This window comes from Streptomyces sp. NBC_01454 (assembly GCF_036227565.1).
GTDB lineage: Bacteria > Actinomycetota > Actinomycetes > Streptomycetales > Streptomycetaceae > Streptomyces.
In genome coordinates this window covers 428,851-453,053 of sequence record NZ_CP109460.1, presented here as the reverse complement: position 1 = coordinate 453,053, position 24,203 = coordinate 428,851, and the positions used below count along the sequence as shown (strand labels likewise).

The 24,203-nt window shown below is 71.0% G+C and carries 20 protein-coding genes and 5 pseudogenes; 11 read left to right on the top strand and 14 right to left on the bottom strand.

Going from position 1 to position 24,203, the window contains the following annotated elements; all coding sequences use genetic code 11:
- The first annotated feature begins 146 nt into the window (after positions 1 to 146).
- The gene (locus OIU81_RS01525; protein ID WP_329142290.1) at positions 147 to 1,607 is read left to right on the top strand and encodes an SDR family NAD(P)-dependent oxidoreductase; all 1,461 of its coding nucleotides are present in this window, start codon (positions 147 to 149) and stop codon (positions 1,605 to 1,607) included.
- 26 nt (positions 1,608 to 1,633) lie between these two features.
- Here the strand turns inward: OIU81_RS01525 and OIU81_RS01520 are convergent, their stop codons facing one another.
- The gene (locus tag OIU81_RS01520; protein WP_329142288.1) at positions 1,634 to 2,638 is read right to left on the bottom strand and encodes a LysR family transcriptional regulator; all 1,005 of its coding nucleotides are present in this window, start codon (positions 2,636 to 2,638) and stop codon (positions 1,634 to 1,636) included.
- A gap of 98 nt (positions 2,639 to 2,736) precedes the next feature.
- Here OIU81_RS01520 and OIU81_RS01515 point away from each other — a divergent pair, with 98 nt between their 5' ends.
- On the top strand, positions 2,737 to 3,354 hold the full coding sequence (locus OIU81_RS01515) for a maleylpyruvate isomerase family mycothiol-dependent enzyme (RefSeq protein ID WP_329142286.1): 618 nt from the start codon (positions 2,737 to 2,739) through the stop codon (positions 3,352 to 3,354).
- Between the two features lie 83 nt (positions 3,355 to 3,437).
- On the opposite strand, the gene OIU81_RS01510 is transcribed toward OIU81_RS01515, so the two are convergent.
- Positions 3,438 to 5,462 carry a M3 family metallopeptidase gene (locus OIU81_RS01510; protein WP_329142284.1) on the bottom strand — a complete coding sequence of 675 codons (2,025 nt, stop codon included), beginning with the start codon at positions 5,460 to 5,462 and terminating at the stop codon, positions 3,438 to 3,440.
- Positions 5,463 to 5,667: 205 nt separating this feature from the next.
- Between OIU81_RS01510 and OIU81_RS01505 the strand changes: the two genes are divergently transcribed.
- Positions 5,668 to 6,102: a CBS domain-containing protein gene (locus tag OIU81_RS01505; protein ID WP_329142281.1), complete on the top strand. Its 435-nt coding sequence runs from the start codon at positions 5,668 to 5,670 to the stop codon at positions 6,100 to 6,102.
- 172 nt (positions 6,103 to 6,274) lie between these two features.
- On the opposite strand, the gene OIU81_RS01500 is transcribed toward OIU81_RS01505, so the two are convergent.
- The 3 genes and pseudogenes from OIU81_RS01500 to OIU81_RS01490 all read right to left on the bottom strand — a co-directional run bounded on the left by OIU81_RS01500 (position 6,275) and on the right by OIU81_RS01490 (position 8,862).
- On the bottom strand, positions 6,275 to 7,264 hold the full coding sequence (locus tag OIU81_RS01500) for a glycine betaine ABC transporter substrate-binding protein (protein ID WP_329142279.1): 990 nt from the start codon (positions 7,262 to 7,264) through the stop codon (positions 6,275 to 6,277).
- Positions 7,264 to 7,497, bottom strand: a pseudogene (locus OIU81_RS01495) (ABC transporter permease); the annotation flags it as partial. The pseudogene OIU81_RS01495 and the gene OIU81_RS01500, both read right to left, overlap by 1 nt.
- A gap of 537 nt (positions 7,498 to 8,034) precedes the next feature.
- Positions 8,035 to 8,862: a helix-turn-helix transcriptional regulator gene (locus tag OIU81_RS01490; RefSeq protein ID WP_329142277.1), complete on the bottom strand. Its 828-nt coding sequence runs from the start codon at positions 8,860 to 8,862 to the stop codon at positions 8,035 to 8,037.
- Positions 8,863 to 8,934: 72 nt separating this feature from the next.
- On the opposite strand from OIU81_RS01490, the gene OIU81_RS01485 reads away from it, so the two are divergent.
- Both OIU81_RS01485 and OIU81_RS01480 read left to right on the top strand, forming a co-directional pair.
- Positions 8,935 to 9,651: an SDR family oxidoreductase gene (locus tag OIU81_RS01485; protein ID WP_329142275.1), complete on the top strand. Its 717-nt coding sequence runs from the start codon at positions 8,935 to 8,937 to the stop codon at positions 9,649 to 9,651.
- Positions 9,652 to 9,740: 89 nt separating this feature from the next.
- The gene (locus tag OIU81_RS01480; protein ID WP_329142273.1) at positions 9,741 to 10,172 is read left to right on the top strand and encodes a cytidine deaminase family protein; all 432 of its coding nucleotides are present in this window, start codon (positions 9,741 to 9,743) and stop codon (positions 10,170 to 10,172) included.
- A 162-nt stretch (positions 10,173 to 10,334) separates the two neighbouring features.
- Here the strand turns inward: OIU81_RS01480 and OIU81_RS01475 are convergent, their stop codons facing one another.
- On the bottom strand, positions 10,335 to 11,027 hold the full coding sequence (locus OIU81_RS01475; protein ID WP_329142270.1) for a transglycosylase family protein: 693 nt from the start codon (positions 11,025 to 11,027) through the stop codon (positions 10,335 to 10,337).
- Between the two features lie 612 nt (positions 11,028 to 11,639).
- Between OIU81_RS01475 and OIU81_RS01470 the strand changes: the two are divergent.
- Positions 11,640 to 13,255 (top strand): annotated as a pseudogene (locus OIU81_RS01470) (FAD-dependent monooxygenase).
- A gap of 80 nt (positions 13,256 to 13,335) precedes the next feature.
- Here the strand turns inward: OIU81_RS01470 and OIU81_RS01465 are convergent.
- A complete protein-coding gene (locus OIU81_RS01465) occupies positions 13,336 to 13,824 on the bottom strand; it encodes an EF-hand domain-containing protein (protein ID WP_329142268.1) in 489 nt (162 codons plus the stop codon).
- A gap of 306 nt (positions 13,825 to 14,130) precedes the next feature.
- On the opposite strand from OIU81_RS01465, the gene OIU81_RS01460 reads away from it, so the two are divergent.
- Positions 14,131 to 14,556 (top strand): hypothetical protein, encoded by a 426-nt coding sequence (locus OIU81_RS01460; protein ID WP_329142266.1) that lies wholly within the window; start codon positions 14,131 to 14,133, stop codon positions 14,554 to 14,556.
- Positions 14,557 to 14,744: 188 nt separating this feature from the next.
- The gene (locus tag OIU81_RS01455) at positions 14,745 to 15,476 is read left to right on the top strand and encodes a L,D-transpeptidase family protein (protein WP_329142264.1); all 732 of its coding nucleotides are present in this window, start codon (positions 14,745 to 14,747) and stop codon (positions 15,474 to 15,476) included.
- Positions 15,477 to 15,576: 100 nt separating this feature from the next.
- Here OIU81_RS01455 and OIU81_RS01450 read toward each other — a convergent pair whose 3' ends face one another.
- Together OIU81_RS01450 and OIU81_RS01445 are read right to left on the bottom strand one after the other, a co-directional pair.
- Positions 15,577 to 15,963, bottom strand: coding sequence for a thiol-disulfide oxidoreductase DCC family protein (locus OIU81_RS01450; RefSeq protein ID WP_329142262.1), 387 nt, complete (start codon positions 15,961 to 15,963; stop codon positions 15,577 to 15,579).
- 90 nt (positions 15,964 to 16,053) lie between these two features.
- On the bottom strand, positions 16,054 to 16,557 hold the full coding sequence (locus tag OIU81_RS01445; RefSeq protein WP_329142260.1) for a hypothetical protein: 504 nt from the start codon (positions 16,555 to 16,557) through the stop codon (positions 16,054 to 16,056).
- Positions 16,558 to 17,025: 468 nt separating this feature from the next.
- On the opposite strand from OIU81_RS01445, the gene OIU81_RS01440 reads away from it, so the two are divergent.
- Both OIU81_RS01440 and OIU81_RS01435 read left to right on the top strand, forming a co-directional pair.
- Positions 17,026 to 17,850, top strand: a complete 825-nt coding sequence (locus tag OIU81_RS01440; protein ID WP_329142259.1) for an SDR family oxidoreductase — start codon at positions 17,026 to 17,028, stop codon at positions 17,848 to 17,850.
- Positions 17,851 to 17,924: 74 nt separating this feature from the next.
- Entirely contained in the window at positions 17,925 to 18,428 is a 504-nt protein-coding gene (locus tag OIU81_RS01435; RefSeq protein ID WP_329142257.1) for a metallophosphoesterase family protein, read from the top strand.
- A 22-nt stretch (positions 18,429 to 18,450) separates the two neighbouring features.
- On the opposite strand, the gene OIU81_RS01430 is transcribed toward OIU81_RS01435, so the two are convergent.
- The 5 genes and pseudogenes from OIU81_RS01430 to OIU81_RS01410 all read right to left on the bottom strand — a co-directional run.
- Positions 18,451 to 18,960 carry a mycothiol transferase gene (locus OIU81_RS01430; RefSeq protein ID WP_329142256.1) on the bottom strand — a complete coding sequence of 170 codons (510 nt, stop codon included), beginning with the start codon at positions 18,958 to 18,960 and terminating at the stop codon, positions 18,451 to 18,453.
- A 479-nt stretch (positions 18,961 to 19,439) separates the two neighbouring features.
- Positions 19,440 to 21,020 carry an IS1182 family transposase gene (locus tag OIU81_RS01425; RefSeq protein ID WP_329154787.1) on the bottom strand — a complete coding sequence of 527 codons (1,581 nt, stop codon included), beginning with the start codon at positions 21,018 to 21,020 and terminating at the stop codon, positions 19,440 to 19,442.
- Between the two features lie 93 nt (positions 21,021 to 21,113).
- Positions 21,114 to 22,103: pseudogene (locus OIU81_RS01420) on the bottom strand (IS5 family transposase).
- 75 nt (positions 22,104 to 22,178) lie between these two features.
- Positions 22,179 to 22,397, bottom strand: a pseudogene (locus tag OIU81_RS01415) (glycoside hydrolase family 15 protein); the annotation flags it as partial.
- 6 nt (positions 22,398 to 22,403) lie between these two features.
- Positions 22,404 to 23,165, bottom strand: a pseudogene (locus tag OIU81_RS01410) (transposase); the annotation flags it as partial.
- Between the two features lie 134 nt (positions 23,166 to 23,299).
- Between OIU81_RS01410 and OIU81_RS01405 the strand changes: the two are divergent.
- Complete coding sequence (locus tag OIU81_RS01405) at positions 23,300 to 23,908, top strand: YdeI/OmpD-associated family protein (RefSeq protein WP_329142254.1); 609 nt, start codon at positions 23,300 to 23,302, stop codon at positions 23,906 to 23,908.
- Positions 23,909 to 24,203 lie beyond the last annotated feature (295 nt).

The following is a 24,203-nucleotide window of genomic DNA, read 5'->3' as shown; positions in this document are numbered from 1 at the left end:
GGTGCCGTGCAGGTCACGCACCGCCTTCCGCCGGGCGGCGGCCACGGCCCGCGCGCCCACCGGGTTTGGCGCTGCCGCCCCCGGCTACGTACAGTTCCGCCGAAGCATAAATAGAACGCGCGATCCCAGGGGAAGCAGCAGCGGCAATGACGGTGACCGAAACAGGCATGGCCGCGGACGCGGGTATCGAGGCGGAACGGATGGCGGTCTGCCTCAGCGTGCTGGAGGAGCTCGACGCGCTGCCCATCGACCACCCCGACGCCATCGCGATACGCCGTGCCACCGCCGGGATCTACCGCAAGGTGAAGCAGCGCCGCCGGCAGGAGCGCCGGGCGGCCAAGTCCGCCAACGACAGGGCGGTGACCGCGGCCACCGCCACGGGCGCCCCCGACCGGATCGACGACGAGACGCAGGGCCTGGCCCTCAGCAGCTCCGTGACGTCCGAGATCGCCGGCATCCTGGAACGGCCCCGGTCCTGCTACACCTGCAAGAGCCGCTACGTCCAGGTCGACGCCTTCTACCACCAGCTCTGCCCGCCCTGCGCCAAGGAGAACCGGGCCCGCCGCGACGCCCGCACGGACCTCACCGGCCGGCGCGCGCTGCTCACCGGCGGCCGGGCGAAGATCGGCATGTACATCGCGCTGCGGCTGCTGCGCGACGGCGCCCACACCACCGTCACCACCCGCTTCCCGAACGACGCCATCCGCCGCTTCAAGGCGATGCCGGACAGCGCGGAGTGGCTGCACCGGCTGAAGATCGTCGGCATCGACCTCCGGGACCCGGCGCAGGTCCTCGCGCTCGCCGACACCGTCAGCGCCGAAGGTCCGCTCGACATCCTGATCAACAACGCCGCCCAGACCGTCCGCCGGTCGCCGGAGGCCTACGGACAGCTGATCGCCGCCGAGTCCGCGCCGCTGCCCGCCGGGGAACTGCCCGCCTCGGTCGTCCTCGGGCACTTCGGCAGCGGCGCCCCCGCGGCCCTCCCCGCCGTCGCGGCCGGCTCCGGCGCCCTGACCGCCGGGGACATCACCGCGCTCGCCCTGACCACCGGCTCCGCGTCGCCCGCCCGGATCGAGGCGGGCACCGCGATCGACGCCGGCGGGCTCGTCCCCGATCTGCACGCGACCAACACCTGGATCCAGAAGGTGGACGAGGTCGAGCCGATCGAGCTCCTGGAAGTCCAGCTCTGCAATATGACCGCGCCGTTCCTGCTGGTGAGCAGGCTGCGCCCGGCGATGGCGGCGGCCACCGCCCGCCGCAAGTACGTGGTCAACGTCTCGGCGATGGAAGGCCAGTTCAGCCGTGGCTACAAGGGCGCCGGGCATCCGCACACCAATATGGCCAAGGCGGCGCTGAACATGCTCACCCGCACCAGCGCCAGGGAGATGCTGGAGACCGACGGCATCCTCATGACCGCCGTGGACACCGGCTGGATCACCGACGAGCGCCCGCACCCCGACAAGATGCGCCTGGCGGACGAGGGCTTCCACGCCCCGCTCGACCTGGTCGACGGCGCCGCCCGGGTCTACGACCCGATCGTCCGCGGTGAGCTCGGCGAGGACCTGTACGGCTGCTTCCTGAAGGACTACGCCCCCGCGGCCTGGTGATCCCCCCCGGGTGCCTGCCGAGGGCATCAACGGGCAGGACGCACGCGCGGCGCAGCCGCCTCCTGGGCACCGGGAGGCGGCGCTGTGGCCGTCTCCCCGGGCTCCTCACGCACAGCCCCGTCGGCCCCCGGGACGGGCAGCGCGTCGCGCAGCCGCGCCAGCAGGGCCCTGGCCGCGGGGCCGCTCGGCCCCTCCGTCCGCCAGGTCAGGGCGACCCGGCCGCGCAGTGCCGGTGCGGTGAGCGCCCGTGTCCGCAGCCCGGCCGCGGCCCCGTCCGCCGGCGCCGGGACGACGGCCACGCCGAGGCCACGGGCGGCGAGCCGCTCCAGCACCTGCGGAGCGGCCGCCTCGAAGGCGATGCGGGGCCGGAACCCCGCTTCCGCGCAGGCGCGTTCGAGCACCCCGCGCAGACCGGTCCCGCGCGGCAGACTGATCAACGGGCGGTCGCGCAGCGCGGTCAGCGGGATGCCCTCACCGGCCGGATACGTGCCGAGCAGAGGGTCGTCGGGAGCGACGGCGGCCACGAGGGGCTCGTCGACCACGAGCCGCAGTGCGAGGCCCGGCGGCGGTTCGTCCGCTGCGAGGCCCGTCACGGCGAGGTCGAGTTCGCCGGCGTGCAGCGCGTCGAGCATCCGCTCGGAGGTGTCCTCGGTGAGGGAGATCTCCACCTGCGGATGGGCGTCGTGGAAATCGGCCAGCAGCGACGCCAGGTCGAATCTGCGGGTGCTCGCGCCCGAGACGAGGCCGACCCGCACCCGTCCCCGCAGCAGCCCGCTGAACTCGTCCACGCTCTGCCGGATCCCCTCGGCGGCGGCGAGGGCGGCCCGCGCGTAGGGGAGGACGGCCCGCCCCACCTCCGTCACGGTCACCGCCCGGCCCCCGCGGTCGAGGAGCGGCTGCCCCAGCTCCCGTTCGAGCTGCCGTATCTGGGCGCTCACCCCGGGCTGTGCCAGATGCAGACGGGCCGCGGCCCGGGTGAAGTTGGCCTCCTCCACCACCGTGACGAAGTACCGCAGCTGACGAAGTTCCATAACCGGTGATTCTAGTGAGCAGAAACAGCGGCTCTTGGACTTATGACGGGCGCTCCAAGATCCTTGAAGCCGGAGGCAGGGGAGAAAGGGACGTGCCGATGGACATCAAGGCGGAGATCGCGGCCGAACGGCGGGAGCTGGCGGCCGTGCTGGACGGCCTGTCGGCCGCACAGTGGCAGGCACCGACCCTGTGCGCGGGGTGGCGGGTCCGCGAGCTGGCGGCCCATATGTCGATGGGGTTCCGCTACTCGCTCCCCAGGACGCTCGCCGAACTCCTCAGATCGGGAGGCCACCTCCACCGGATGACCGACCGGTGCGCCCGCAGGGACGCCGCTGCCGCCTCGGCCGGTGAACTCGCCGGCTTCCTCCGGGACCACGCGACGCACCCCTGGACCCCGCCCGTCGGCGGACCCGCCGCGGCGCTCGGGCACGATGCCGTCCACGGCCTGGACCTCACCGTCCCCCTCGGCCTCGGCCGGCAGGTCCCCGCCGCCCGCATCCGCTTCCTCCTGGAGCAGGTCACCCCGAAGACCACCCGATTCTTCGGGGCCGACCTCGCCGGTGTGCAGCTCCGCGCCGACGACCTCGACTGGTCCCTGGGCACCGGAGCCCCCCTCCACGGCACCGCCCAGGACCTGCTGCTGGTCGCCTACGGCCGCAAGCTCCCCCCGGGCCGTCTCCAGGGGGAGCCGCAGCACCGCTTCGTATCCGGCTGACAGCGGTGACGGGCGGGTCGCGACGCCGGGGCCGTGGACCGTCGGTCCTCCGCCGACGGCCCGCAGCCCCGCGCCCGTACCGCTCAGCCGTCCAGCCCGTGGCGCGCCAGCAGCGGCTCGATCCGCGCCTCCCGGCCGACCACCGCGCGAAACGCCCCGAGCGGATCGACGCTGCCGCCCTTGCTCAGCAGCTCCCGGCGGAAGATCTCCCCGCTCTCGCGCACGGTCTTCCCGTTCTCCCGGAACCAGCACACGGTGTCGGCGTCCAGCACCTCCGCCCAGCGGTAGCCGTAATACCCGGCCGCGTAATCGCCGTGGAAGACATGGGCGAAGTAGCCGGTGCGGTAGCGCGGCGGGATCGCCGCCATCGCGAGCCCGTGGCGCTGAAGGGCGGCGGCCTCGAAGGCCTCGGCGGCGTCCTCGTCCGGCACCTGGTCGGCGGAGAGGCTGTGCCAGGCCCAGTCGAGCACCGCGGCCGCCTGGTGCTCCACCATCCGGAACCCCGCGCCGAAGGCCTCCGCCTCGCGCAGCCGGGCGGGCAGTTCGGGCGGCATCGGCTCACCGGTGACGTGGTGGCGCGCGTAGTGCGCCAGCACCTCGGGCCGGTCCGCCCACACCTCGTTGACCTGGGACGGGAACTCGACGAAGTCGCGCGGCACCTGGGTGCCCGACAGCGACGGGTAGCGGACGTCGGAGAACAGACCGTGCAGCGCATGCCCGAACTCGTGGAACAGCGTGTGGACCTCACGCCACGTCAGCAGCACCGGCTCGCCCGCCGGCGGCTTCGCGACATTCAGGTTGTTGACCACCACCGGCCGGTGGCCGAGCAGCCGGGACTGCGAGACCAGCGCGTTCATCCAGGCACCGCCCCGCTTGGACGCACGGGCGTGGAAGTCGCCGATGTACAGGCCCAGCGGACTGTCGTCGGAGTCGTGCACCTCGTAGACGCGGGCGTCCGGATGGTACGGCACCAGATCGGGGCGCGCGGTGAACGTGATGCCGTAGACCAGCCCGGCGGCGTGGAAGACACCGTCGTGCAGCACGGTCTCCAGTTCCAGATACGGTCGCAGCTCCGCCGCGTCGAGGTCGAAGCGCTCCTTGCGCACCCGCTCGGAGTAGAACTGCCAGTCCGCCGCGCCGATCTCGGCGACGCCGGCCGCCTCGGCCAGGGCGGCGCCCTCCCGCTCGGCGTTGGCGACGGCGGGAGCGACCAGCCGGCCGAGCAGGTCCTCGACGGCGTCGGTGGTACCGGCGGTCCGGTCGGCGACCTCCCAGGCGGCGTGGCTGGGGTAGCCGAGCAGCGCGGCACGCTCGGCACGCAGCCCGGCAAGGGCGACGGCCACCGGGCCGTTGCTGTCGCTGCCGCGCCCGAGCGAGGCGGCCAGCAGCCGCGCGCGCAGGGCGGGATCGGTCAGCGAGGCGAGCTCCGGCTGGTTCGAGAAGTTCTTCATACTGAGCACGAACTTCCCCTCGTGCCCGAGCGCATCGGCGTTCCGGGCGGCGGCCGCGATCTGGTCCGCGGACAGCCCGGCCAGCTCCTCGGCACGGTCCAGCACCAGCGCGGCGGCCGCGTCGGCGGTACGCAGATTCCGCCCGAACTCGGTGCACCGGGTGGCGATTTCGGCATTGAGCTCGCGCAGTCGTTGCTGTTGTTCCGGCGTGAGCCGGGCACCGGCGCGCACCCGGCGGGTGTGATGGCGCTCCAGCAGCATCCGCTGTTCCGCGTCCAGTCCGAGCTGCTCGCGCCGCTCGAAGAGCGCGTCGAGCCGGGCGAACAGCGCGGGGTCGAGCAGCAGCGCATCGTCGTGGGCGGCCAGCCGGGGCGTGAGCTCGGCCTCCAGCGCCTGGGTCTCGTCATCGGTGTCCGCGGCCGCCTTGTTGAAGAACACCCGGCTGACCCGGTCCAGCACGGCGCCGCTGCGCTCCAGCGCCTCCACGGTGTTCTCGAAGGTCGCCGGTTCGGCAGCCGCGCCGATCGCCGCCACCTCGGCCAGTTGCTCGTCCATGCCGCGGACGAAGGCGGGCAGGAAGTGCTCGTTACGGATCCGCGCGAAGGGCGGCAGCTCGTAGGGCAGGTCGCTCGGCGAGAAGAAGGGATTCGAGGTCACGTCGGCCGACACTACGCCGCAGACACGGCCCGGGTCCGGCAGTCACCACAGCTTGTGTGCGCGGGTAGTTGAGACGGAAAGGGGTGGGCGGCTCTTCTCCCGGCCGCGGCGCCTCCGCCTCCCGCCCCGCTCCCGGGGAGCGACGCCGGAGCATCCGTGATGTGATCGAAGGCAAGGCAACCACATTCCTGAGACAGGAGGAATCATGGCCGGCAAGCTGCGGGCGCGGGACATCATGTCCGGCGGAGCGCACTGTGTAGGGGCACACGAATCCTTGAGGGACGCGGCGAAGATGATGCGGGAGCTGGACGTCGGCTGCCTGCCCATCTGCGGTGACAACAACAAACTGACCGGGATGATCACCGATCGTGACATCGTCGTCTCGTGTTGTGCCGACGGCATCGATCCGGCGACGGTACAGGCCGGTTCCATGGGCGGACGGCTGCACTGGATCGACGCCGAGGCGGACGCCAGCGAGGTGCTGCAGACCATGGAGCAGCAGCACATCAAGCGCCTGCCGGTGATCGATGTCAAAGGCGGCCACCAACTGGTGGGAATGATCACCGAGGCCGATCTTGCCAAGAACCTCAGCGACCAACAGATCGCGGAGTTCGCCACCCGGGTCTACGCAACGGCCTGACCCGACACGGCTCCGTCGTACCCGACACGGCTCCGTCCGTGGCGGCCCGCCTCGTGACGCCCCTGGGGCGCCTCGTTCGGATCATGGTGTCCCGGCCCTCCGGACGGCAGCGTCCACGCGAGCGGCAGGGCGCTCCCCTCCTGCTCGTCGGACGCTCGTGCGATTCCGTCTGTCAGCCTTCCCGGATGAAGCCCTCCCGCACCAGCCAGTCCTTCGCCACCTCGTGCGGGTCCTCCCCGTCCACGTCCACCCGCGCGTTCAGCCGCTGGGCCTCCGCCCCCGTCAGCCGCTTGGTGATCGGGGAGAGGAGGTCGGCGATGGCGGGGTACTTCCTCATTGTGGCGCTGTTCATCTCGGGTGCCGCGTTGTAGTTGGGGAAGAAGTGCCGGTCGTCCTCCAGCACCTTCAGCTTGAGTTCGGGAATGCGGCCGTCGGTGGTGGCCGCCACGCCGAGGGCGCAGGCCGCGCCCTCGGCGACCTGGGTGTAGACGACGCCGTCGTCCATCTTTTTGAAGTTCCCACGCCGGAGGGCGAATCCGTACGTCTTCGCCACGCCCGGCAGGCCGTCCTCACGCACCGAGAACTCGCTTCCGCCGCAGATCGTCGCCGCGCCCGGGTCATTCTTCGTCAGACGTGCCACGTCGGAGAGTGTGCGCAGCCGGTACTTCTGCGCATTCGCCTGGTTCGCGACCAGCGCGTAGGTGTTGTTGAGCGGGGCCGCGGGCAGCCAGGTGATGCCGTTGCGGCGGTCCTCCTCGCGTACGGCCTCCCACTGCTCGTGCGGGTCGACGACCCGCTTGGTGTGACCGAGGTAGGTGATCCAGGCCGTGCCGGTGTACTCGTACATCCCGTCCGCCGCACCGGACTTGACCGCCTCGCGGGCACCGATCGAGCCCTGGATGTTCGTCCGGTCCACGACTTCCGCGCCGGCCGCTTTGAAGACCAGCCCCATGATCTGGCCCAGGATGATCTGCTCGGTGAACTCCTTTGAGGTCACGGTCAGTTGGGCGCCACCCAGCGGTCGCCCCTTCCCGATGGAGCCGGGCCGCACCGAGTCGGCCAGCGGGCTGCCGCTGGTCAGTCCGCAGCCGCTCAGCCCTGCGGCGGCGAGCAGCAGGGCGCCCGCGCCCGCGATGGCCGTCCGTACCTGGGCCAGGCGCATCAGTCCACCTCCAGGCCGCGTGGGCGTAGCGGCAGCTCGACGAGCGTTCCCGGCCAGTCCCTGATCCGCGCCATGACGACCGTCAGTACGGAGCCGAGCACCGGCACCGGCATGCGCTGGTCGGTGATGCCGGAGGTGGCCGGCGTCGCGGTGCCGAGGTTCAGCACGAGCGCGGTCCGTACGCCCGCCAGGATCAGCGGGACGGCCAGGGGCAGTTCGCCCCGGAACAGCATCAGCAGCGAGGTCACGTCTCGGTCCCTCTCTCAAGGCCGGTCCTCCAGCGGTCAGCGGTCCATACGGCGCCTGCCGCGACGCCTGGCGCACCAGTGGAGTGATCCGGAGCGGCACCGGATTCTCCAACGTGATCGCCGTCGAGGCCCGCACGATGCCATCGAATCCCCCCATCCGGTCGATCACGCGCCGCAAGTCGGCATTCGAGCGTGCCACCAAACGGCACAGCATGTCACCACCCCGACAGTGGCGAGGAGCGCTTGGCCGCGCCCGACGGGAGCCGCCTCACCGGCTCGGCAAACTCGCGCTGCTCGCCAACCGCTGACCATCCGACACGACTCCCCCGGTGGTGAGGGGACGGTACCGGGTCGGAGGGATTCCCGGTGTCCGTGACAGGTCGTTTGACACGGATGACGGCGTCGCCGGCACGCGGGGGCGTACGAAACGGCTGGACCGGGAACGTAGGCGGCCGGGTAGGGCAAGAGGCGGGTAGGTCGTGCAAGACAGCGTCCCACCCGCCTCTTGCGGCGGTGCAGCGGCTACTGGGCTGCCCAGGTCGCCTGCCTGGCCAGCGTTTGCAGGGCCCGCACGGTAGGTGATCCGGGGTCGGCCGTGATCAGGACGACTTCCTGGTCATCCTCGGGCACGAGCAGGACGTCGCAGTTCAACCGCAGTACGCCGGCTTCCGGGTGGTCCACGGTCTTGGTGCGGTGCCCGGGTGCGTGGACCGGATGCGTCTCCCAGATCTGCCGGAATTCCTCGCTGCCGGCGTGCAGTTCGTCCAGCAGGGCGGTCAGCCGCGGGTCGTGCGGGTAGCGGTCGGCGGACCGGCGCAGTCGCGCCACCACGATGTGCCCGAACTCCTCGGTACTGGAGCTCGCATACATCCGCCCCCGGCCCAGGAAGCGGCGCCGGGCCAGGTTTGTCGTCCCGCGTGCGAGGTCGCCGCCGAACAGTGCCTGGGCCAGGGGGTTCCAGGCGACGACGCCGTATGCCGCGTCAGTGACGATGGCAGCGGTCGCCGGCAGCCGCTCCAGCATCTGGGCTACGTGCGGGCGGACCCGCCGCACGGTGTTGGCGCCGGGTGGCGCGTTCGATCCCGCCAGGCGGAACAGGTGGCTGCGCTCGGCCGGCGTGAGACGCAGCACCTGGGCCAGCGCGTCCAGGATCCGGGCCGATGGCCGCGGTCCCCGTGCCTGCTCCAGCCGCGTGTAGTAGTCGACCGACATGTGGGCGAGCTCCGCCACCTCCTCACGGCGCAGGCCCGGCGTACGGCGGGCGCTGCCCGTCGTCGTCACCCCTGCCTCCTGCGGACGCAGGCCCGCCCGACGGTCCCGCAGAAAGCGGGCCAGCTCCTGCCGCGCCATGCCACCTCCGGCCGCTTGCCTGGTACAGACTGTCCCTGGCAGGGCGCCCACCGCCAGGGGACCGTAGTTTCCATGAACGATCGCACAGCTCTGGTCACCGGTGCCAACAAGGGCATCGGCCGGCACATCGCCCACCTGCTCGCGGCCGAGGGCCTCACCGTGTACGTGGGCGCCCGCGATCCGGGGCGCGGACAGCGGGCCGTCGAGGAGATCGGTGCCGGCGCCCGGCTGCTGGTCCTCGACGTGACGGATCCCGCCGGCATCGCACGGGCCGCGGCTCAGGTGGACCGCCTGGACGTGCTGGTCAACAACGCCGGCATCGCACCGTCACTCGCCCCGCCGACCGCCACCGGCGTCGAGGAATTCCGGCGCACCTACGAGACCAACGTGTTCGGGGTGGTGGCGGTGACCAATGCGTTCCTGCCCGCCCTGCGCCGGTCCCCACACCCGCGCATCGTCAACATCTCCAGTGGCACCGCGTCGCTGACCTGGAGCACAAACCCCAATCCCCAGTTCACCCCGGGAAGCGGTGGCGCTGCCGCCTACCGGTCGTCCAAGGCCGCCCTCAATGCCCTGACCGTCCTCTATGCCCAGACGCTGGCCGAGGACGGCTTCAAGGTCAACTCGCTCGCCCCCGGCCTGCGGGCCACCGATCTCAACCCCCGGGCCGCCACTGCCGGCGGTGACCCGGCCGAGGCCGCGCAGGGTGCACTCCGCCTGGCCCTGCTACCGGACGACGGCCCCACCGGCGGCTTCTTCTCCTGGGACGGAACGCCCGTGCCTTGGTGAGGGGTGGCCCGTCCTCCGGCAAGTCATCGGACGCAGAGGAGAATGCAGGCCATGCTGGTGAATGCCGACACCGGACGAAGGCAGAGAAGATGACCACGCAGCCCCACCACGTCGACCGCGAACTCATCCAGGCCGCGGCGCACGTCGCGCGCACTCGCTGTCGGGGTGACCACCACACCATGGCGGCCGCGGCCCGCGCCCAGGACGGCCGGATCGTCACGGCGGTGAATGCCTACCACTTCACGGGAGGCCCCTGCGCCGAGTTGGTCGTCATCGGCGCGGCAGCCGCCCAGGGCGCCTACGAACTGGACACCATCGTCGCCGTGGGCGATCGCGACCGGGGGGTTGTGCCCCCGTGCGGCCGGTGCCGTCAGGTCCTTCTCGACTACTTCCCCGCCCTCAAGGTCATCGTCGGCGAGGGCGACCGCGTCCGAACCGTCCCTGTCACCGACTTGCTCCCCGAAACCTACGTCTGGGCCGACCACCAGCTCGACGTCCCGCAGGCCGCTGAACCCGGGTAGCAGGACCCGCATCCACCGAAATTACCGCGCGGTGAAAGCACCTGACGGTGGCCCGTCCACCCGGACGAGCCACCGTGCCGTTCAGGAGTGGACCATCAGCGGATTCCCCCGGCCGGAGCGCCGGCTGCCGGGCCGGGTAAATCCCGTGAATTCAGGGCGTGTTCAGTGGCCGGCGGTATGCGGCACGGCCAGTCGCATTCCGGGGTAAATGAGGTCCGGATTCGCCCCGATCACCTTTCGGTTCAGCCGGTAGAATTCCTGCCAGCCGTATCCGTGTGCAGAGGCGAGGCCGCTCACCGTGTCCCCGGCGTTGACGACGAGCGACCCGCCGGTACTCCGATGGGGTCCCTCTTTGTGGCGCTTCTCGTGAGTCTGCGGATGCCGTACCCGGCTGTGGGCCGCCGCCCCGGCATGCCGCTTCGGGGCGACGTGCGCGGTGCCGGCCCGTGGCGCGCTGTGCCGGGTGGCCGAGTTGAGGCCCAGGGAGGCCGAGCAGGCCGGCCAGGCACCCCAGCCCTGACGGGCCAATACCCGCTCCGCGACCTGAATCTGCTGTGCGCGGGTAGCCCGCGCGGCCCGTGACGCGTAGCTGCCGCCGCCGAACGAGTGCCAGGTGGAGTGGGCGAGTTGCAGCCCTCCGGAGAAGCCGTTCCCCGTGTCGATACGCCAGTTCCCTCCGCTCTCGCACCCGGCCAGACGGTCCCAGGCTCCGCTGCCCCGGGCCTCGGCCGGCTGCCCGGCCGCGAGGTTCAGCGCACCGGCCGCCAGCAGGACGGCCGCCGCAGTGATGCTCCGGATCCCGTGGCCCCGGAATTCATTCCGGGCCGCCGATTCCGATGCCTGACGAAATTCCATGCGGGTACTCCCGTCGCCCGCCGCGCAGTTGCCTGGCGGCGTGTGAGGAAACCCGGCGCCGTAATGGTGTGCTGTTCGAGTCGCACTCGAACCGCATTTCCGTACGGCGCCGTGAATTTGACGGGGACGAGACAATCATGCTCCGAGTTGGCCCCGGCAGAGCGCGCGGGAGCGCCGTCGCTGCCCGCCTTGCCCCCTTGCCGTCGGTGCGCGGCCGTGCCTGTGTGCGGCGCACCTGATCAGACGGGCAGGGGCGCACCGCTCCCGCCCGAGGCGCATGACACCCACGGGCCCCGCGATCACCTGCCCGGCCGCGGGGTGTCCGCCGAGCGCATCCGGCGCACGTGATGCACGCGCTGCGCAGGTCCGCATGCACCGCGCACGGGCGCCGGCGCGATGCAACGATCCGTCCCGGACCGGTACCGCAACCGGGGGCGAGCGGGCACGCGCAAGAGCCGGACGGTTGCCACGCGCCGGCCGTGGCCGCCCTGCTCGGTCACCCCCGCAGGCCCCCCGGCAAGCCCCCATGCCCTCCCACCCCCACGAAATAGACAGCTGCCCGGCCCTGTGCTGCATTGGAGAGGAGTGCGTCTCTCGACAGGAGGCCGGGCCGTGGCCGACGTGGAGGTGCTGGTCGTGGGGGCCGGGCCGGTCGGGCTGACGGCGGCCGGGGAGCTGCGGCGCCGGGGGGTGGAGTGCCGCATCGTCGACAGGCTGCCCGCACGGCAGCCGTACGCCAAGGCGGTGGGCATCCAGCCCGGAACGCTGGAGCTCTGGGACCGCATGGGGGTGGTCCGGGAGATCCTGGCGGCCGCGGCGCCGATGCGCGGCCAGCTGCTCTACGTCAACGGCGCCCGGCAGGCGCGGGTGGAGCTGACGCTGCCGCCGGAGGTGCCGTACGGCTTCGCCGTGCTTCCGCAGAACGACACCGAGCGGATCCTGGAGGACGTTCTCGTGCGCGGCGGGGGCCGGGTCGAACGCGGCACCGAGCTGGTCGGCTTCGAGGAGGACGCCGACGGGGTCCGGGCGGATCTCGCGCTGCCGTCCGGCGCCCAGGAGCAGGTCAGCGCCCGGTATCTCCTCGGGTGCGACGGCGCCCACAGCGTCGTCCGCAGATCCTCGGGCTCGGCTTCGAGGGCGCCGCGCTTCCCGAGGAGTACATGCTGGGGGACGTCGAGGTCGACTGGGAACTGCCGTCCGGCTACGCGATCCGGTCCCTGCACCAGCGCGACGGGCGCACCGACGATCTGCTGGTCTGCATCCCGCTGCCCGGCCGCAACCGCTACCGGATGTCCATGCTCGTCCCGCCCGAACTCTCCCGCGCCCCACCGGACGCAGAAGAGGGCGTGTCGCACGGCTTGGAGGGTGGGCCGGGCCCCGGCCTGGAACACATCCAGGCCGTTCTGGACCGGCTCGCGCCCGAGCCCACCACCGCCTCCCGCCTTCGCTGGTCCTCGGTCTTCCGGATCAGCCACCGCCTGGTGGACCACTACGGAACGGACCGGGTCTTCCTCGCGGGGGACGCCGCCCACATCCATCCGCCCACGGGCGCCCAGGGCATGAACACCGGGATCCAGGACGCCTGCAACCTCGCCTGGAAGGTCGCCATGGCGGTGCGGTCGACGGCGAGCGCGCAGCTCCTGCGCAGCTACGACGCCGAGCGCCGCCCCGTGGGCGAGGAGGTGGTGCAGCGGACGGTGCGGCACGCCGGCGCCGGCATCCAGGCGGATCCGGACGACCCGTCGACGCTGATCCGGCGCGAGGCCCAGCTCCTCGTCACCTACCGGGGCAGCCCGCTCGCCGTTCCCGGCCCGGCGCCGCACCGGGGCCCCGCGCCCGGGGACCGGGCACCGGACTGCGGCGGTCTCCGCTTCGGCCTCACCGCCTTCCCGTCCCGCCTGTTCGATCTGCTGCGCGGCCAGGAGCACACCGTGCTGCTCTACGCGGACCAGGAGGCACAACTGGCGGCGTACGAGGAGGTGGTGGCAGCGGCGCGGAGCGCGGCGCACGGCCGGCTGGACGTCTGGGTGATCGTGGCTGTGCACACCCCGGCGGACGGCCTGCCGCTGCCCGTCGTCCAGGATGCGCGGGGCGAGTTCCGGCAGCGCTATGGTGCGGCCGGCGGCGCGGGGTTCGTCATCCGCCCCGACGGCTACGTGGGCCTGCGCTCTGCGCAGGTGAGCGGTCCGGAGCTGGTGTCCGGTCTCGCGGCGACCTTCCGGCCGTGAGCGGCGGGCGGCTCACACCACCCTGGCCGGAGCGGCCGTACGCATGCGTCGCTGCCGGCGATCGCTCCTGACGGCGACGGTTACTCGCTGACGGCGGCCTGCCATGCCTCGACCAGCAGCCGCCCCTCACCGTTCTGGTCCAGTGCCGTGAAGGCCGCGTCCGCCTGGGCGGCCGAGTACCCCGCCGCCTCGTGCAGCGTCGCGAAGTCCTCCCGGCTGACGACGCCGTCCCCGTCGGTGTCGGCGAGTGCGATGGTCGCGGCGATCGACGGGCCCACGACCGTGCCGATGGCTCCCGACGTGGCGGCGCGGGTGAACGCCTTGATGAACTGCTCCCGGTCCAGGCGGCCCGCACGCTCCACGTCGGCCAGGTCGGCGAGCTGCTCGAAGGTGTGGCGCATCCCCGTCCGCAGAGCCGCCGCCTTGGCCGAGCTCTCGGGCTCACCCACCGCGTCCGCGAGGATCCGGGCCCGCTCGGTGAAGTCCTGGGCGGTCAGATAGCCGTCGCCGTCGGTGTCGTACGTGGTGAAGCGCTGCTCGTACTCCGCGCGCAGGGCATCGGTGATCATGGGTCATCCCTTCTGGGCGAGGTGCTCCTGGCGGAGCCTGGGGCGGCGGCTCCCCGCGGGCGCCACGAAGAGCCACCATGAGCACACTAAGTGGCCGACTTCTTGCGGACGGTCATCGATGGGTGTGTCCGGCGTGGCTTCCCGGGCGGCGGGGCGGCCGACCCGATGCGAATAAACATTCGGTTCGGTCGGTGAAGATCACGTATGATCCCGAGCCAAAACGAATATCTGTCGCAGTCGCCCGCACAGGCGGATATTTCTCCGCCGCTCGGACCGGGGTGGCTGCGCAGGGGGGAAGGAAACCCGATGCACTCATCCCGTCTCCGGCGCCGCCTGGCCGGCACCGCGGCCGTCACCGTCCTGGTCGGCGCCGGTGCGCTGGCCGCGGCGCCGGCCGCGTTCGCCAAGGCCAACGTCCTGGCGATCGACAAGGTCGCCCTGCACGCCCCGGGCCTGCAGGTGAAGGTCACCTACTCCTGTGACCCCGGCATGAACCATCAGCTGGTCGCCAACGTCTCCAAGATCTCGACCGGTCACGACCTCTCGGAGGCCGCCGGGACGATCAAGAAGGACAAGCTCATCTGCGACTACGCCGACCACACGGCGCAGATGAACCTCAAAGTGGCCGCCGGTTCGCACTTCGGCAAGGGCGACAAGGTGAAGGCCGCCGTCCACTACTTCGATGACGACGGTTTCAGCTACGCGCAGCAGGAGACCGTCGCGGTCCTCTGAGGGTGCCGGCCCCCGGCGGACGGCCTGCCCCTCCGTCCGCCGGCGGGCGCCACCTCCGGGGGCCGGGGCATCCGGATCATGGTCACCGGTGCGGCGCGCACCGCAGTCGGGGGCACACGGTGACGTAGCAGATATTTCGGGTCGGTCACGCCTGCAACCGGCGGGTCGGGCAAACAGTCCTACCGGGCATGAAAAGACGACTGAACCTGCGTGTGCGGCGGTCCGCCGCCGGCCGCCGGGTGGGCGCCGCGCTCGCCTTCACGGCGCTGACCGTTCCGCTGACGGTGGCCTTCGGCTCCACGGCCCAGGCCGCCACCGCGTCCTCGTGCACCGCCGCCCGCGGCCCCTACCAGAAGCAGGCCGAGAAGTTCCTCGGGCGTCCGGTGGACGGCCGGCAGTCGGCCGCCGACTGCCGGGCGATCCGTGACTTCCAGACCAGCCACGGCATCTCCCCGAACATCGGCTACGCGGGCCCTGTCACCTGGGGTGTGATGAAGGTGGTGGCGCAGCAGGAGGCGGCCGGGAACAACCCCAACAAGGCGCACAAGTGCCCCACCGACAAGGGGCGGATAGCCTGCGTCGATCTGACCCGCCAGCTCAGCTGGGTCCAGGACGGATCGAAGCTGGTGTACGGGCCGGTGCCGATCCGCACCGGTCGCGACGGTTACGAGACCCGCACCGGCGCCAAGAAGATCTACTGGCGCAACCTGCACCACTATTCGACGATCTATCACGTGGCCATGCCGTACAGCCAGTTCTTCGACGGTGGTCAGGCGTTCCACTCCATCAGCGGCAGCGTCTGGTCGGCCCCCGGCTCGCACGGCTGCGTCAACATGCGCACCGGCGACGCCAAGAAGTACTGGTCCCTGCTGAAGAACGGCGACGACGTCTACGTCTACGGCCGTAAGTCCGGCACCTGATCCGGCCCGGCAAGGGGGAGCGCCCGATGGCGGGGTTGCCACCGGGCGCCGAGCCCTCCGCACACCGCGCAGGCCACGCCCGGTCCGGACATGTCCTGCCCTAGCGGGAGGCGCGGGAGGAGGGCATCGCACAGGCCGCCGTACCGCCCGGCAGCCGGTGACGATTGCGGGCGATCAGGCGGTACGCGCCGTGGGCCGGCCGGCGCACGGGCGGGAGGGTGAGCAGCGCTCCCACGACGGGCCACGCGCCGCGGGAGCTCAGCAGCAGCTTCGCGACGGCCTGGGCGCCACCGTGCACGTCTCCGGCCGGTGTCACCCACAACACCTCGTGCTCCGCGCGCTGTTGGGTGATCCCCAGCCCGGTGAGATCGGCGAACTGCCAGGGCGTGGCGGTGCAGCGCGGACGCAGCCGGCGTTCCGCGAACCGCACGGAGGACGTGCAAAAGGCACAGTCGCCGTCATAGACAAGTACGGGTTGTCGCCGCATTTCCCGTCACCCCTCGCGCGGTCGGAATCCATGCGCACTTCCGACGACCATGGTATTCGCCTCGCCGCGCAAGGAATGGCGGGGTGCCGGTCAGCGGGCCAGCAGTTTGTACAGCGCCATCGGCGTCACATAACCGGGCCAGCGGCCGTCGGCGAAGAGATGCACACCGGCGTCCTCATAGCACTGGTCGACGAGTTGGGAGCAGATCATGTGCCGGGTGCTGGCCACATAGCGGCGCAGCCCCGGAAGGGGAAGACGGAACCGGTGCGCGGCGATCGCCAGATAGTCGAGGAAGCTGTACGGCACCCCGGTGTAGCGGGTGGCCGCGGCGCAGAGGGCGGCGCGCTGACGCTCGGTGAGCCCCTCCGGGCAGACGTAACGCACCTCGTCACCGTCGTAGGTGTCGAGTGCCACGATGCGCGCCCCGCCCGGTTCGGCCTCCAGCAGCCGGTCGTCGGGCAGGACCAGAAAGGCGTGTTCGTAGTCGGCGAAGCCGTCTCCGTTGATCCATTGTCCGAAGCGGATCAACCGGCCGGTGACGCCGGATATGCGGGTGAGTCCGATGTCGCCGGGCAGGGGGTGAGTGTGCTTCATGAGCAGCTCCCGGGAGCCAAAGGGGGGTTCTCGGGGTTCATACCCTCCGAGCCTTCGCGCGGACCGTACGGCGCGGCGGCGCAGCCGAATTCCGGCCGCCGCCGGGGCGGACGCAGGACATCGGAATGCCGCCGGAATGCCGCCGTTATGCCGAGGGAATGCGGACGGAGCGCAGGGCGACTGCTACCGGATTGCCGTCCTCCGAGAGCCCGGCCGGCGCCGCGACGGTGATCCGCATTTCCCGAGCCGCGCCGATCCGGCGGGTCCGGCCCGATTCCCCCTGGCCCGATTCCGCCCCGAATCGGGCTGCTCCGTGCGGCAGATGGCAGAGGGGGAGGGACAGCGGACTCCCGGCGGGGTAGGGGTCACCGGACCGGGATGCGGGCTGCCGCGGACCGGAGGGAACGAAGGCAACGAACCGAACGAACCGAACGAACCGAACGGACGAGGGCAAGGAGCGCGCGCACGATGGGCACCTCGGAGAGCGAACACCCCCCGGTGGCGCACTCACGCGCCTCCGCGGCGGCCGGTGGCAACGGCCGGATGCCGCTGTCGGGCACCGTCGCGCTGGTGACCGGCGCCTCCAGCGGCATCGGCGCGGCCACCGCGCTGGCGCTCGCCCGGGAAGGCTGCTCCGTTGCCTTCGTCGCCCGCCGTACCGGACGGCTGGAGGAGCTCACCCGGTCCCTCGGTGCGCACGGCAGCACGTCCCTGGCCCTGACCGCCGACCTCCGCGACGCGGCCCAGCCGGCGGAGACGGTCGAGCGGGCCATGGCGCACTTCGGGCGACTGGACGTCGTGGTGAACAACGCGGGCTTCGGCGCCCGCGGCCCGCTGGCGGAGAGCGATCCCGAGGACTGGGACCGGATGATCGACCTCAACGTCAGGGCGGTGCTGCGGGTGTCCCGTGCCGCGCTTCCGCATCTGCTGCGCGCGGCGGAGACAGGGCCGCGCGGCGTGGCCGATCTGGTGAACGTCAGCTCGGTCGCGGGCCGGGTGCCGCGCAAGGACAACAGCGTCTACTCAGCCACCAAGCATGCGGTGTGCTCCTTCAGCGAGGCGCTGCGCCGCGAGGTGACCGGACGTCAGGTCCGGGTAGGGCTGGTCGAACCGGGGATGACGACGACGGAGATGACCCGCGGCGGCGGTCAGGCCGCGTCGGCCCACGGGCTGCCGCCGGACAGCTGGCTGCGGCCCGAGGACATCGCCCGCTCCCTCGTCTTCATGGTCACCCAGCCGGCACATGTGGCGATCAACGAGATCATGGTGCGGCCGACCGCCCAGGAACACTGACCGCCCGAGAACACCGACCGTCCAGGAACACCGATCGCCCTGTCGTCTCCGTGCGCCCTGCCGAGGAGAGTCCCGTGCGTCTGCTGCTCGTCTCCGACACCCATCTGCCCCGGCGCGCCAAGGTGCTGCCGCCGCAGCTGCTCGACGAGGTGCCGCGCGCCGATGTCGTCGTGCATGCCGGTGACTGGGTCGACGCCGCGACCCTGGACCTGCTGGAGGAGCGTGCCGCCCGGCTGATCGGGGTGTACGGGAACAACGACGGCCCGGAACTGCGCTCCCGGCTGCCCGAGGTGGCGTACGCGGAACTGGCCGGAGTGCGGCTGGGCGTGGTGCACGAGACGGGCCCGGCGCAGGGGCGGGAGCGCCGGTGTGCCGAACGGTTCCCCGGCCTGGACGTCCTGGTCTTCGGCCACAGCCACATCCCCTGGGACTCCACGGCCGGCGACCGGCTGCGCCTGCTGAACCCGGGCTCACCGACCGACCGCCGCCGGCAGCCGTACTGCACCTATATGACCGCGGAGATCGCGGCGGGCCGGCTCACCGCGGTGGAGCTGCACCGTCTGCCGCAGCGGAGATGAGGCCGGAGGTCCACCCGGCTCCTCAACGGCCCAGCAGGCCGCGTACGTAGGCGGCCTGTCCGGCGTGCTGGAGATCGTCGGCGACCACGCTGACCAGACGGACTCCCAGGGTGACGGGCGGCGTCCAGGCGCGGTCGATGACCCGCTTCATGTCCTTGTCGTCGATCCCGGCGAGGTACTGCACCGTGTTGTCGTGCACCGCGCCGTGATAGTCCGTCAACAGCTGCCCGCTCAGGTCCCGTACCGCTGCCACGTCCTTGGTGGAGTGGGCGAAGCCGGTGTCGTCGGCGGCGAAGGGGAGCCCGAAACGGTCGTACCAGCCGTCCGCGGTCCAGATCTGCTCGGTGCCGGCCACGCCGGCCAGATGGTCGTCCTGGATCCGGGTGAGGTGCCAGACCAGCCAGCCGATGGAGTTGGCGTCGTCCTCGGGGCGGGTGCTGAGTTCATCGGGGTCGAGCCCGCTGACCACGTCCTCGACGACCTCCTGGATCCGGCCGAAGGCATCGACGAGCAGGTCCGTGCTGGCGTTCATACAGGGCTCCTTTGCGGCGACGGAGGTCTTCGCGCGGAAGGTCCGCGGCTGCCGGTGCCGGTGCCGGTGCCGGTGACCGGTCCGTCGCGCTCCGGCGGCGGTCGCACACCCGGCGGGCGCCGGCCCCGGCAGTTCGCCCATGGTCGCAAGCCGAGCGGAGGAATCGGCGGGGGCAGGCCGAGGGGCGGCGTTTTCCCCGGCGTACCGAACTCGTTCGGCCGGGGGCCGCGCCGGGGGCTCCAGGGGGCGTCTCCCCGATCACCGGATCGTTGGTCCGATCGTGAGTGATGGGCAGATTCCTGACGCCGCCTGGGCCGTGATCGGACCGCTCCGAACCAGGCCCTCTCCGAACGATCTATAAACTGCATGTATATGTCGCGTGTATAGTGCTCTCCATGTCCATCGGTCACACACTCCTAGAAGACTCATGAAGATCTTGCTGAGGGGTCGTTCGGCCGCAGGCCGGGCGGCCCCTCCGGCTATGTGCTGGCCGGGGCGAGGTGCCAGGTTCCGTTGGTTCGGTTGAGTCCGAGGTTGATCAGTCGGCGAAGGTTGAGGGCGGCTGCTCGGGTGTGGAGCCAGGTGTCGTTCTTGATGGTGCCGCGGTAGCGGAGTTTGCGGTTGCCGTGGTGGACGAGCCAGGCGACGGCACGTTCGACCGGTGGTCTCCAGCGCCGGTAGTCGGCCTGCCAGTCGGGATCGGTGGCGGCCTGCTGGCGGGCGGCGGCGAGCAGATCGTGGTGCGGACGGATGGTCAGGATCCGCCCGGCCTTGGCCTTGGTGCACCGCTCACGAAGGGGGCATCCGGCGCACACGTCCTTGAACGAGGCTTTGCGCTGGTGGTGCTGCCCGGCGGGAGCGGATAAAGGGACGGTGTGTCCGGCGGGGCAGGTCACGGTGGCGGCGACGGTGTCGATGACGAAGTCGTCGAGGGTGAAGCCGCCAGGGACGGCGGGCCGCAGCGGTGCGGGTTTGAGGAACAGCCGGTGACCGGCGGTTTCGAGGCTGTGGCGGGCGTCACCTGTGGAGTAGGCGGTGTCACCGAAGGCGTCAACGGGCTCGTCCTCGTCGGTGAGCAGGTCGATTCCGACCATCGCCTCGTGGTGCTCGGGACCGGCTCCGGGCCGCAGGGCGACGGCGGTGTATAACCCGGTCTCGGGCTCAATGGCGAGGTGGGCCTTGAAGCCGTCCTGCTGGTGGGTGCGGGTCTTGTGCACGTGCCGGGCTTCGGGGTCGACAGTGGAGACCATCCGGTTCTGTGCGGTGCCTTGGGTGATGCGCCAGCGCCCGTCGTGGCCGTCGGAGTCCTCGGCGGGCTCCACGTCCTGGCCCGCGACCAGGGCCAGGATGCCGACCGCGTTCGCGGCCTTCTCGCCGAGCTGCTGCTCGGGCAGGTGGCCCAGCAGCCGCAGCGCGTCACCGACCAGGGCGTCGACCAGGTCGGCACGGGCCTGCTCGTCGTTCCAGGCGATCCTCGGCTTGCCCGGGTCGTTGTAGTCGTGCGCGGTGCAGTGCACCGCGACCACCTCGCCGGCCCCGGGGACGTCCCGGATCACCGCCCGGATGGCGGCGATGATCTGGGTGACGGTGTCCTGGGTGGCCACCGCGTCATCCAGCACGGTGGAATCCAGCGCCCGGCGGTGCTTGCCCTTGAGGACACCGGTGGCCTTCACGACCTCCCGCACAGCCTCGAACACCCGGTTCGGCCGGGCGGAACGGGCCAGCCGGCGGCGGAAGTAGGCCAGCAACGACGGATCGAACGCCATGTCATGAAGGCCCAGTCCGCAGGCTGCCTTCCACCTCAGGTCGCACCGCAGTTCCTGGACCGTCTCGAAGTCCGACAGCCCGTGCAGGGCCTGCAGCGTGATCGCCGAGGCCAGGATCTGCGGCGGCATACTCGGCCGCCCGTTCGCCGACGGGTACATGTCCGCGAACATCTCCGCTTCGAACAGCGTGCTGCGATGCTCGGCCAGGAAAGCGAACACACTCCCCGCCGGGATCAAATCCCGGCAGGTCTCCCACACATCCGGCCCGACCGTCTCCCCGGCCCATTCCCCCATCACCACAACAAGCAGTCTGGCCCCGCCGCTCACGCGGCGGGGCCAGAACTCCAAGATCTTCATGAGTCTTCTAGGGCCTGTGTGACGTTGTGATCAGCCAGTTACCTTCAGTAGGTCGTTGATCCAGATCATGGATGCACGGAGGTGGAGGCCAGCGAGGTAGCTCTCGGGTGACTTGTCGTATCGAGTGGCGATGCCCCGCCATGCCTTCAACTTGTTGATAAGTCGCTCGACGGTGTTCCGCTCCTTCGTGGCATGTGGGACGGCCGCCCCGGCGGCCCTTCTTCTTCCGGTTGGCGGCTTGGTCCTTCTTCTCGGGGATGACTGCCTTGATGCGGCGTTTCCGCAGGTAAGAGCGGCTAGCGCGGGAGGAATTGGCCTTGTCCGCGGCGACGGCGCCGGGCCGGGTTCGAGGCCGGCCGACAGGCAGACAGATCCGTATCTTCTGCAACACGGGGACGAACTGCGGGCTGTCGGCGGCCTGTCCTGCGGTCAGTACGAGTGACAGCGGACGGCACTTACGGTCAGCGGCGAGATGAATCTTGCTCGTCAGTCCACCGCGGGATCTGCCGAGGAGAGCTTGGCTCAAGCGAAGTTTGCGCCGTCGCCTGATTCGCCGTCGCTCTTGCTGCTCGGGGTCATACCTGCCGTCCTGTCCGTTCTGTTCCGGCGGGCCGCCCCCTTTTGCCGGGCCCGCTCCTGTTCGTCGGCTGCTTCCTCCAGGGCGTCCATGACGTCCTTGCCGATGCGCATCCCGGCTGCACCGTGGTGGGCGCGGGCAGTGGTCGAGTCCACGCTGACCAGGGATAAGTCCGTCTGCCCCCGGCGTGCGGCCTCGGCGATCATGCCTTCCAGAAGAGCTGAGAAGACCCCGGCGGCCCGCCAGACGCGAAAGCGCCCGTAGACCGTCGGCCACGGTCCGAACTCGGAAGGCATCTCGCGCCACTGGGCGCTGGACCGGAACCGCCAGATCACCCCCTCGAACTGCTCCCGCAGCCGCTCGGGGTACGGACCGTACTCACCTATCGGCAAGTACGGCTCAATGAACTCCCACTGCTCGTCCGTGAGTTGTCTACGTGTCACATCCAGCGTCCTACCAGGTCCCGCCCCCGCACGGGATCAGAACCCGAGATTGATCACGACCTCACACAGGCCCTAACCCTCCAGGTGGGACAGCTCTCGTTCGGGCAGCTCGGTGCGTCCGTCGATGCCGTACATGACCTGCAACGGGCCGGACGATCCGTTGCCGCGCCGGTCGGTGTACCGGGTGAGGAACCCCATGAACGCCTCGGCCTCCTCGGTGAAGCCGAGCCTGAGCAGGGCGTAGACGGCGAACGCGGCGTCGCGCACCCACACGTAGCGGTAGTCCCAGTTGCGGCTGACCATGGACAGCATTTTGTTGGCGAGCTGGACCATGTGGAAGTGGTCGGCCACGATGGTGGCGTGCGGCAGGCCGATGCGGATCGCGGCGCGGTAGGCGGCCGACATGTCGATGGCGACGTAGCCGATGCCCTTTCTCCAGTCCAGGTCGGTGGTGGCGAGCCAGGCCAGGACGTCGGCGACGGTGCGGCCCTCGACCTGCCCGAGCAGCCCGCCGTGGCCGAGGGCGTCGACGAAGCCGGTGTGCCACCGGTCCCGGGTCAGGCGCCACTTGTCGGTATCCGCATCCCGTTCCCAGCGGGTCCGTCCGCGGCGGGTCTCGTCGATGCCCAGGACTGCGACCCTCGGCAGAGGTGCCTCGGTGACGTCGCGGGCTTGCGTGCGGAAGGCTTCCATCACGGTCGGCCAGGACAGATGCAGATCCCGTGCGGCCTGGATGACCGTGGAGCCGGCATCCCGTATGCGGCACCCGGCCGCATCCCGCAGCCGGGCGGTCAGCCTGGCACCGGCCGGGATCTGCGGGATCTGCTCGGTGAAGGACCGGCGAGGGCAGTCGGCCTCGCGGCACCACCAGCGGCGCTTGTGCCGGCGGAACTCCAATCCGCGCTCGCCGTAAGGGAGATCGCGCGGCCGGGTCACCGCGAAGCCCTTCACCCGGGTGGCGAACACCCCGCAGGCCGGGCAGGCTCTGGCTGTCTCGTCGGCCGTGACCAGGTGAACTCGGCGCCTTCCGTCGGCCAGCCGCTCGACCCACGCGACGGACACCCCGTCGAGGTCGAGCAGCAACGTCGTATCGCTGAGCAAGCCCGTGGCTCCTGCATGATCGTTCTGCGTCGAGAACAGAGATGATCACGCAGGTCCACGGGCATCCTGCATCCAGGGCCGTGCCCGAATGCCTCATGACAATCGGCCGGGTGTGGTTCGCTGCTGGGGTGACTCAGGACTTGGAGATCGTCGCATTCGAATCCGCCGAGGCATTCCAGGCATGGCTCGGTGTGAACCACGCCGTCTCGCCGGGCATCTGGCTCAAGCTTCGTAAGAAGGGCCCCGGAATCGTCGCGCTGGACTACGCCCAGGCGCTCGACGTGGCACTCTGCTACGGCTGGATCGACGGCCAGAAGGCCAAGTTCGACGACCAGTGGTGGCTCCAGCGGTTCACCCCGCGCAAGCCGCGCAGCAAGTGGTCCAAGGTCAACCGGGACAGGGTCGCCGCCCTGATCGAGCAGGGCCGGATGCGTCCGCCGGGGCAGGCCGAGGTCGACCGCGCCAAGGCGGACGGCCGCTGGGAGGCGGCCTACGACGGTGCGAAGACCGCCACGGTGCCGGACGACCTCGCGGCGGCACTGACCGCCGACCCGGGCGCGGCGGAGTTCTTCGAGACACTGGACCGGCAGAACCGCTACGCGATCCTGTACCGGATCCAGGATGCCAAGAAGGCCGAGACCCGGGCGCGCCGGATCGAGAAGTACGTAGCGATGCTGGCGAAGGGCGAGCAGCTGCACCCGTAGCCACGGAGAGGGGACCCCCGGCGCGCCTGCGGCCCCGGCAGCAGCCACTTTGCTCCAGCCCGGGCGTCGGCTGATAGGCGGAGCCGTCCGCCGCGAGGGCGAAGCCGTGCTGCCCAGGAGGGAGCGGGCGGTGGTGGTCTCGGCTGTGGCCGTCACGGTGTGGTCGGTGAACTGGAAGCGGAGGTCCGGATCGGCTTCGGGAGTATCGGGGCTCCAGCGCGTCGTCCAGGAGAGGTCGACAATGCCGATGGTGCGGGCCAGAAGCGGGCCTTGCAGAGAATTACGAAGCCGCAGG

Coding starts and splice junctions, on each gene's coding strand:
- OIU81_RS01525 (WP_329142290.1), top strand. CDS start 147: ATGACGGTGACCGAAACAGGCATGGCCGCGGACGCGGGTATCGAGGCG.
- OIU81_RS01520 (WP_329142288.1), bottom strand. CDS start 2,638: ATGGAACTTCGTCAGCTGCGGTACTTCGTCACGGTGGTGGAGGAGGCC.
- OIU81_RS01515 (WP_329142286.1), top strand. CDS start 2,737: ATGGACATCAAGGCGGAGATCGCGGCCGAACGGCGGGAGCTGGCGGCC.
- OIU81_RS01505 (WP_329142281.1), top strand. CDS start 5,668: ATGGCCGGCAAGCTGCGGGCGCGGGACATCATGTCCGGCGGAGCGCAC.
- OIU81_RS01500 (WP_329142279.1), bottom strand. CDS start 7,264: ATGCGCCTGGCCCAGGTACGGACGGCCATCGCGGGCGCGGGCGCCCTG.
- OIU81_RS01490 (WP_329142277.1), bottom strand. CDS start 8,862: ATGGCGCGGCAGGAGCTGGCCCGCTTTCTGCGGGACCGTCGGGCGGGC.
- OIU81_RS01485 (WP_329142275.1), top strand. CDS start 8,935: ATGAACGATCGCACAGCTCTGGTCACCGGTGCCAACAAGGGCATCGGC.
- OIU81_RS01480 (WP_329142273.1), top strand. CDS start 9,741: ATGACCACGCAGCCCCACCACGTCGACCGCGAACTCATCCAGGCCGCG.
- OIU81_RS01475 (WP_329142270.1), bottom strand. CDS start 11,027: ATGGAATTTCGTCAGGCATCGGAATCGGCGGCCCGGAATGAATTCCGG.
- OIU81_RS01465 (WP_329142268.1), bottom strand. CDS start 13,824: ATGATCACCGATGCCCTGCGCGCGGAGTACGAGCAGCGCTTCACCACG.
- OIU81_RS01460 (WP_329142266.1), top strand. CDS start 14,131: ATGCACTCATCCCGTCTCCGGCGCCGCCTGGCCGGCACCGCGGCCGTC.
- OIU81_RS01455 (WP_329142264.1), top strand. CDS start 14,745: ATGAAAAGACGACTGAACCTGCGTGTGCGGCGGTCCGCCGCCGGCCGC.
- OIU81_RS01450 (WP_329142262.1), bottom strand. CDS start 15,963: ATGCGGCGACAACCCGTACTTGTCTATGACGGCGACTGTGCCTTTTGC.
- OIU81_RS01445 (WP_329142260.1), bottom strand. CDS start 16,557: ATGAAGCACACTCACCCCCTGCCCGGCGACATCGGACTCACCCGCATA.
- OIU81_RS01440 (WP_329142259.1), top strand. CDS start 17,026: ATGGGCACCTCGGAGAGCGAACACCCCCCGGTGGCGCACTCACGCGCC.
- OIU81_RS01430 (WP_329142256.1), bottom strand. CDS start 18,960: ATGAACGCCAGCACGGACCTGCTCGTCGATGCCTTCGGCCGGATCCAG.
- OIU81_RS01425 (WP_329154787.1), bottom strand. CDS start 21,020: ATGGGGGAATGGGCCGGGGAGACGGTCGGGCCGGATGTGTGGGAGACC.
- OIU81_RS01405 (WP_329142254.1), top strand. CDS start 23,300: ATGACAATCGGCCGGGTGTGGTTCGCTGCTGGGGTGACTCAGGACTTG.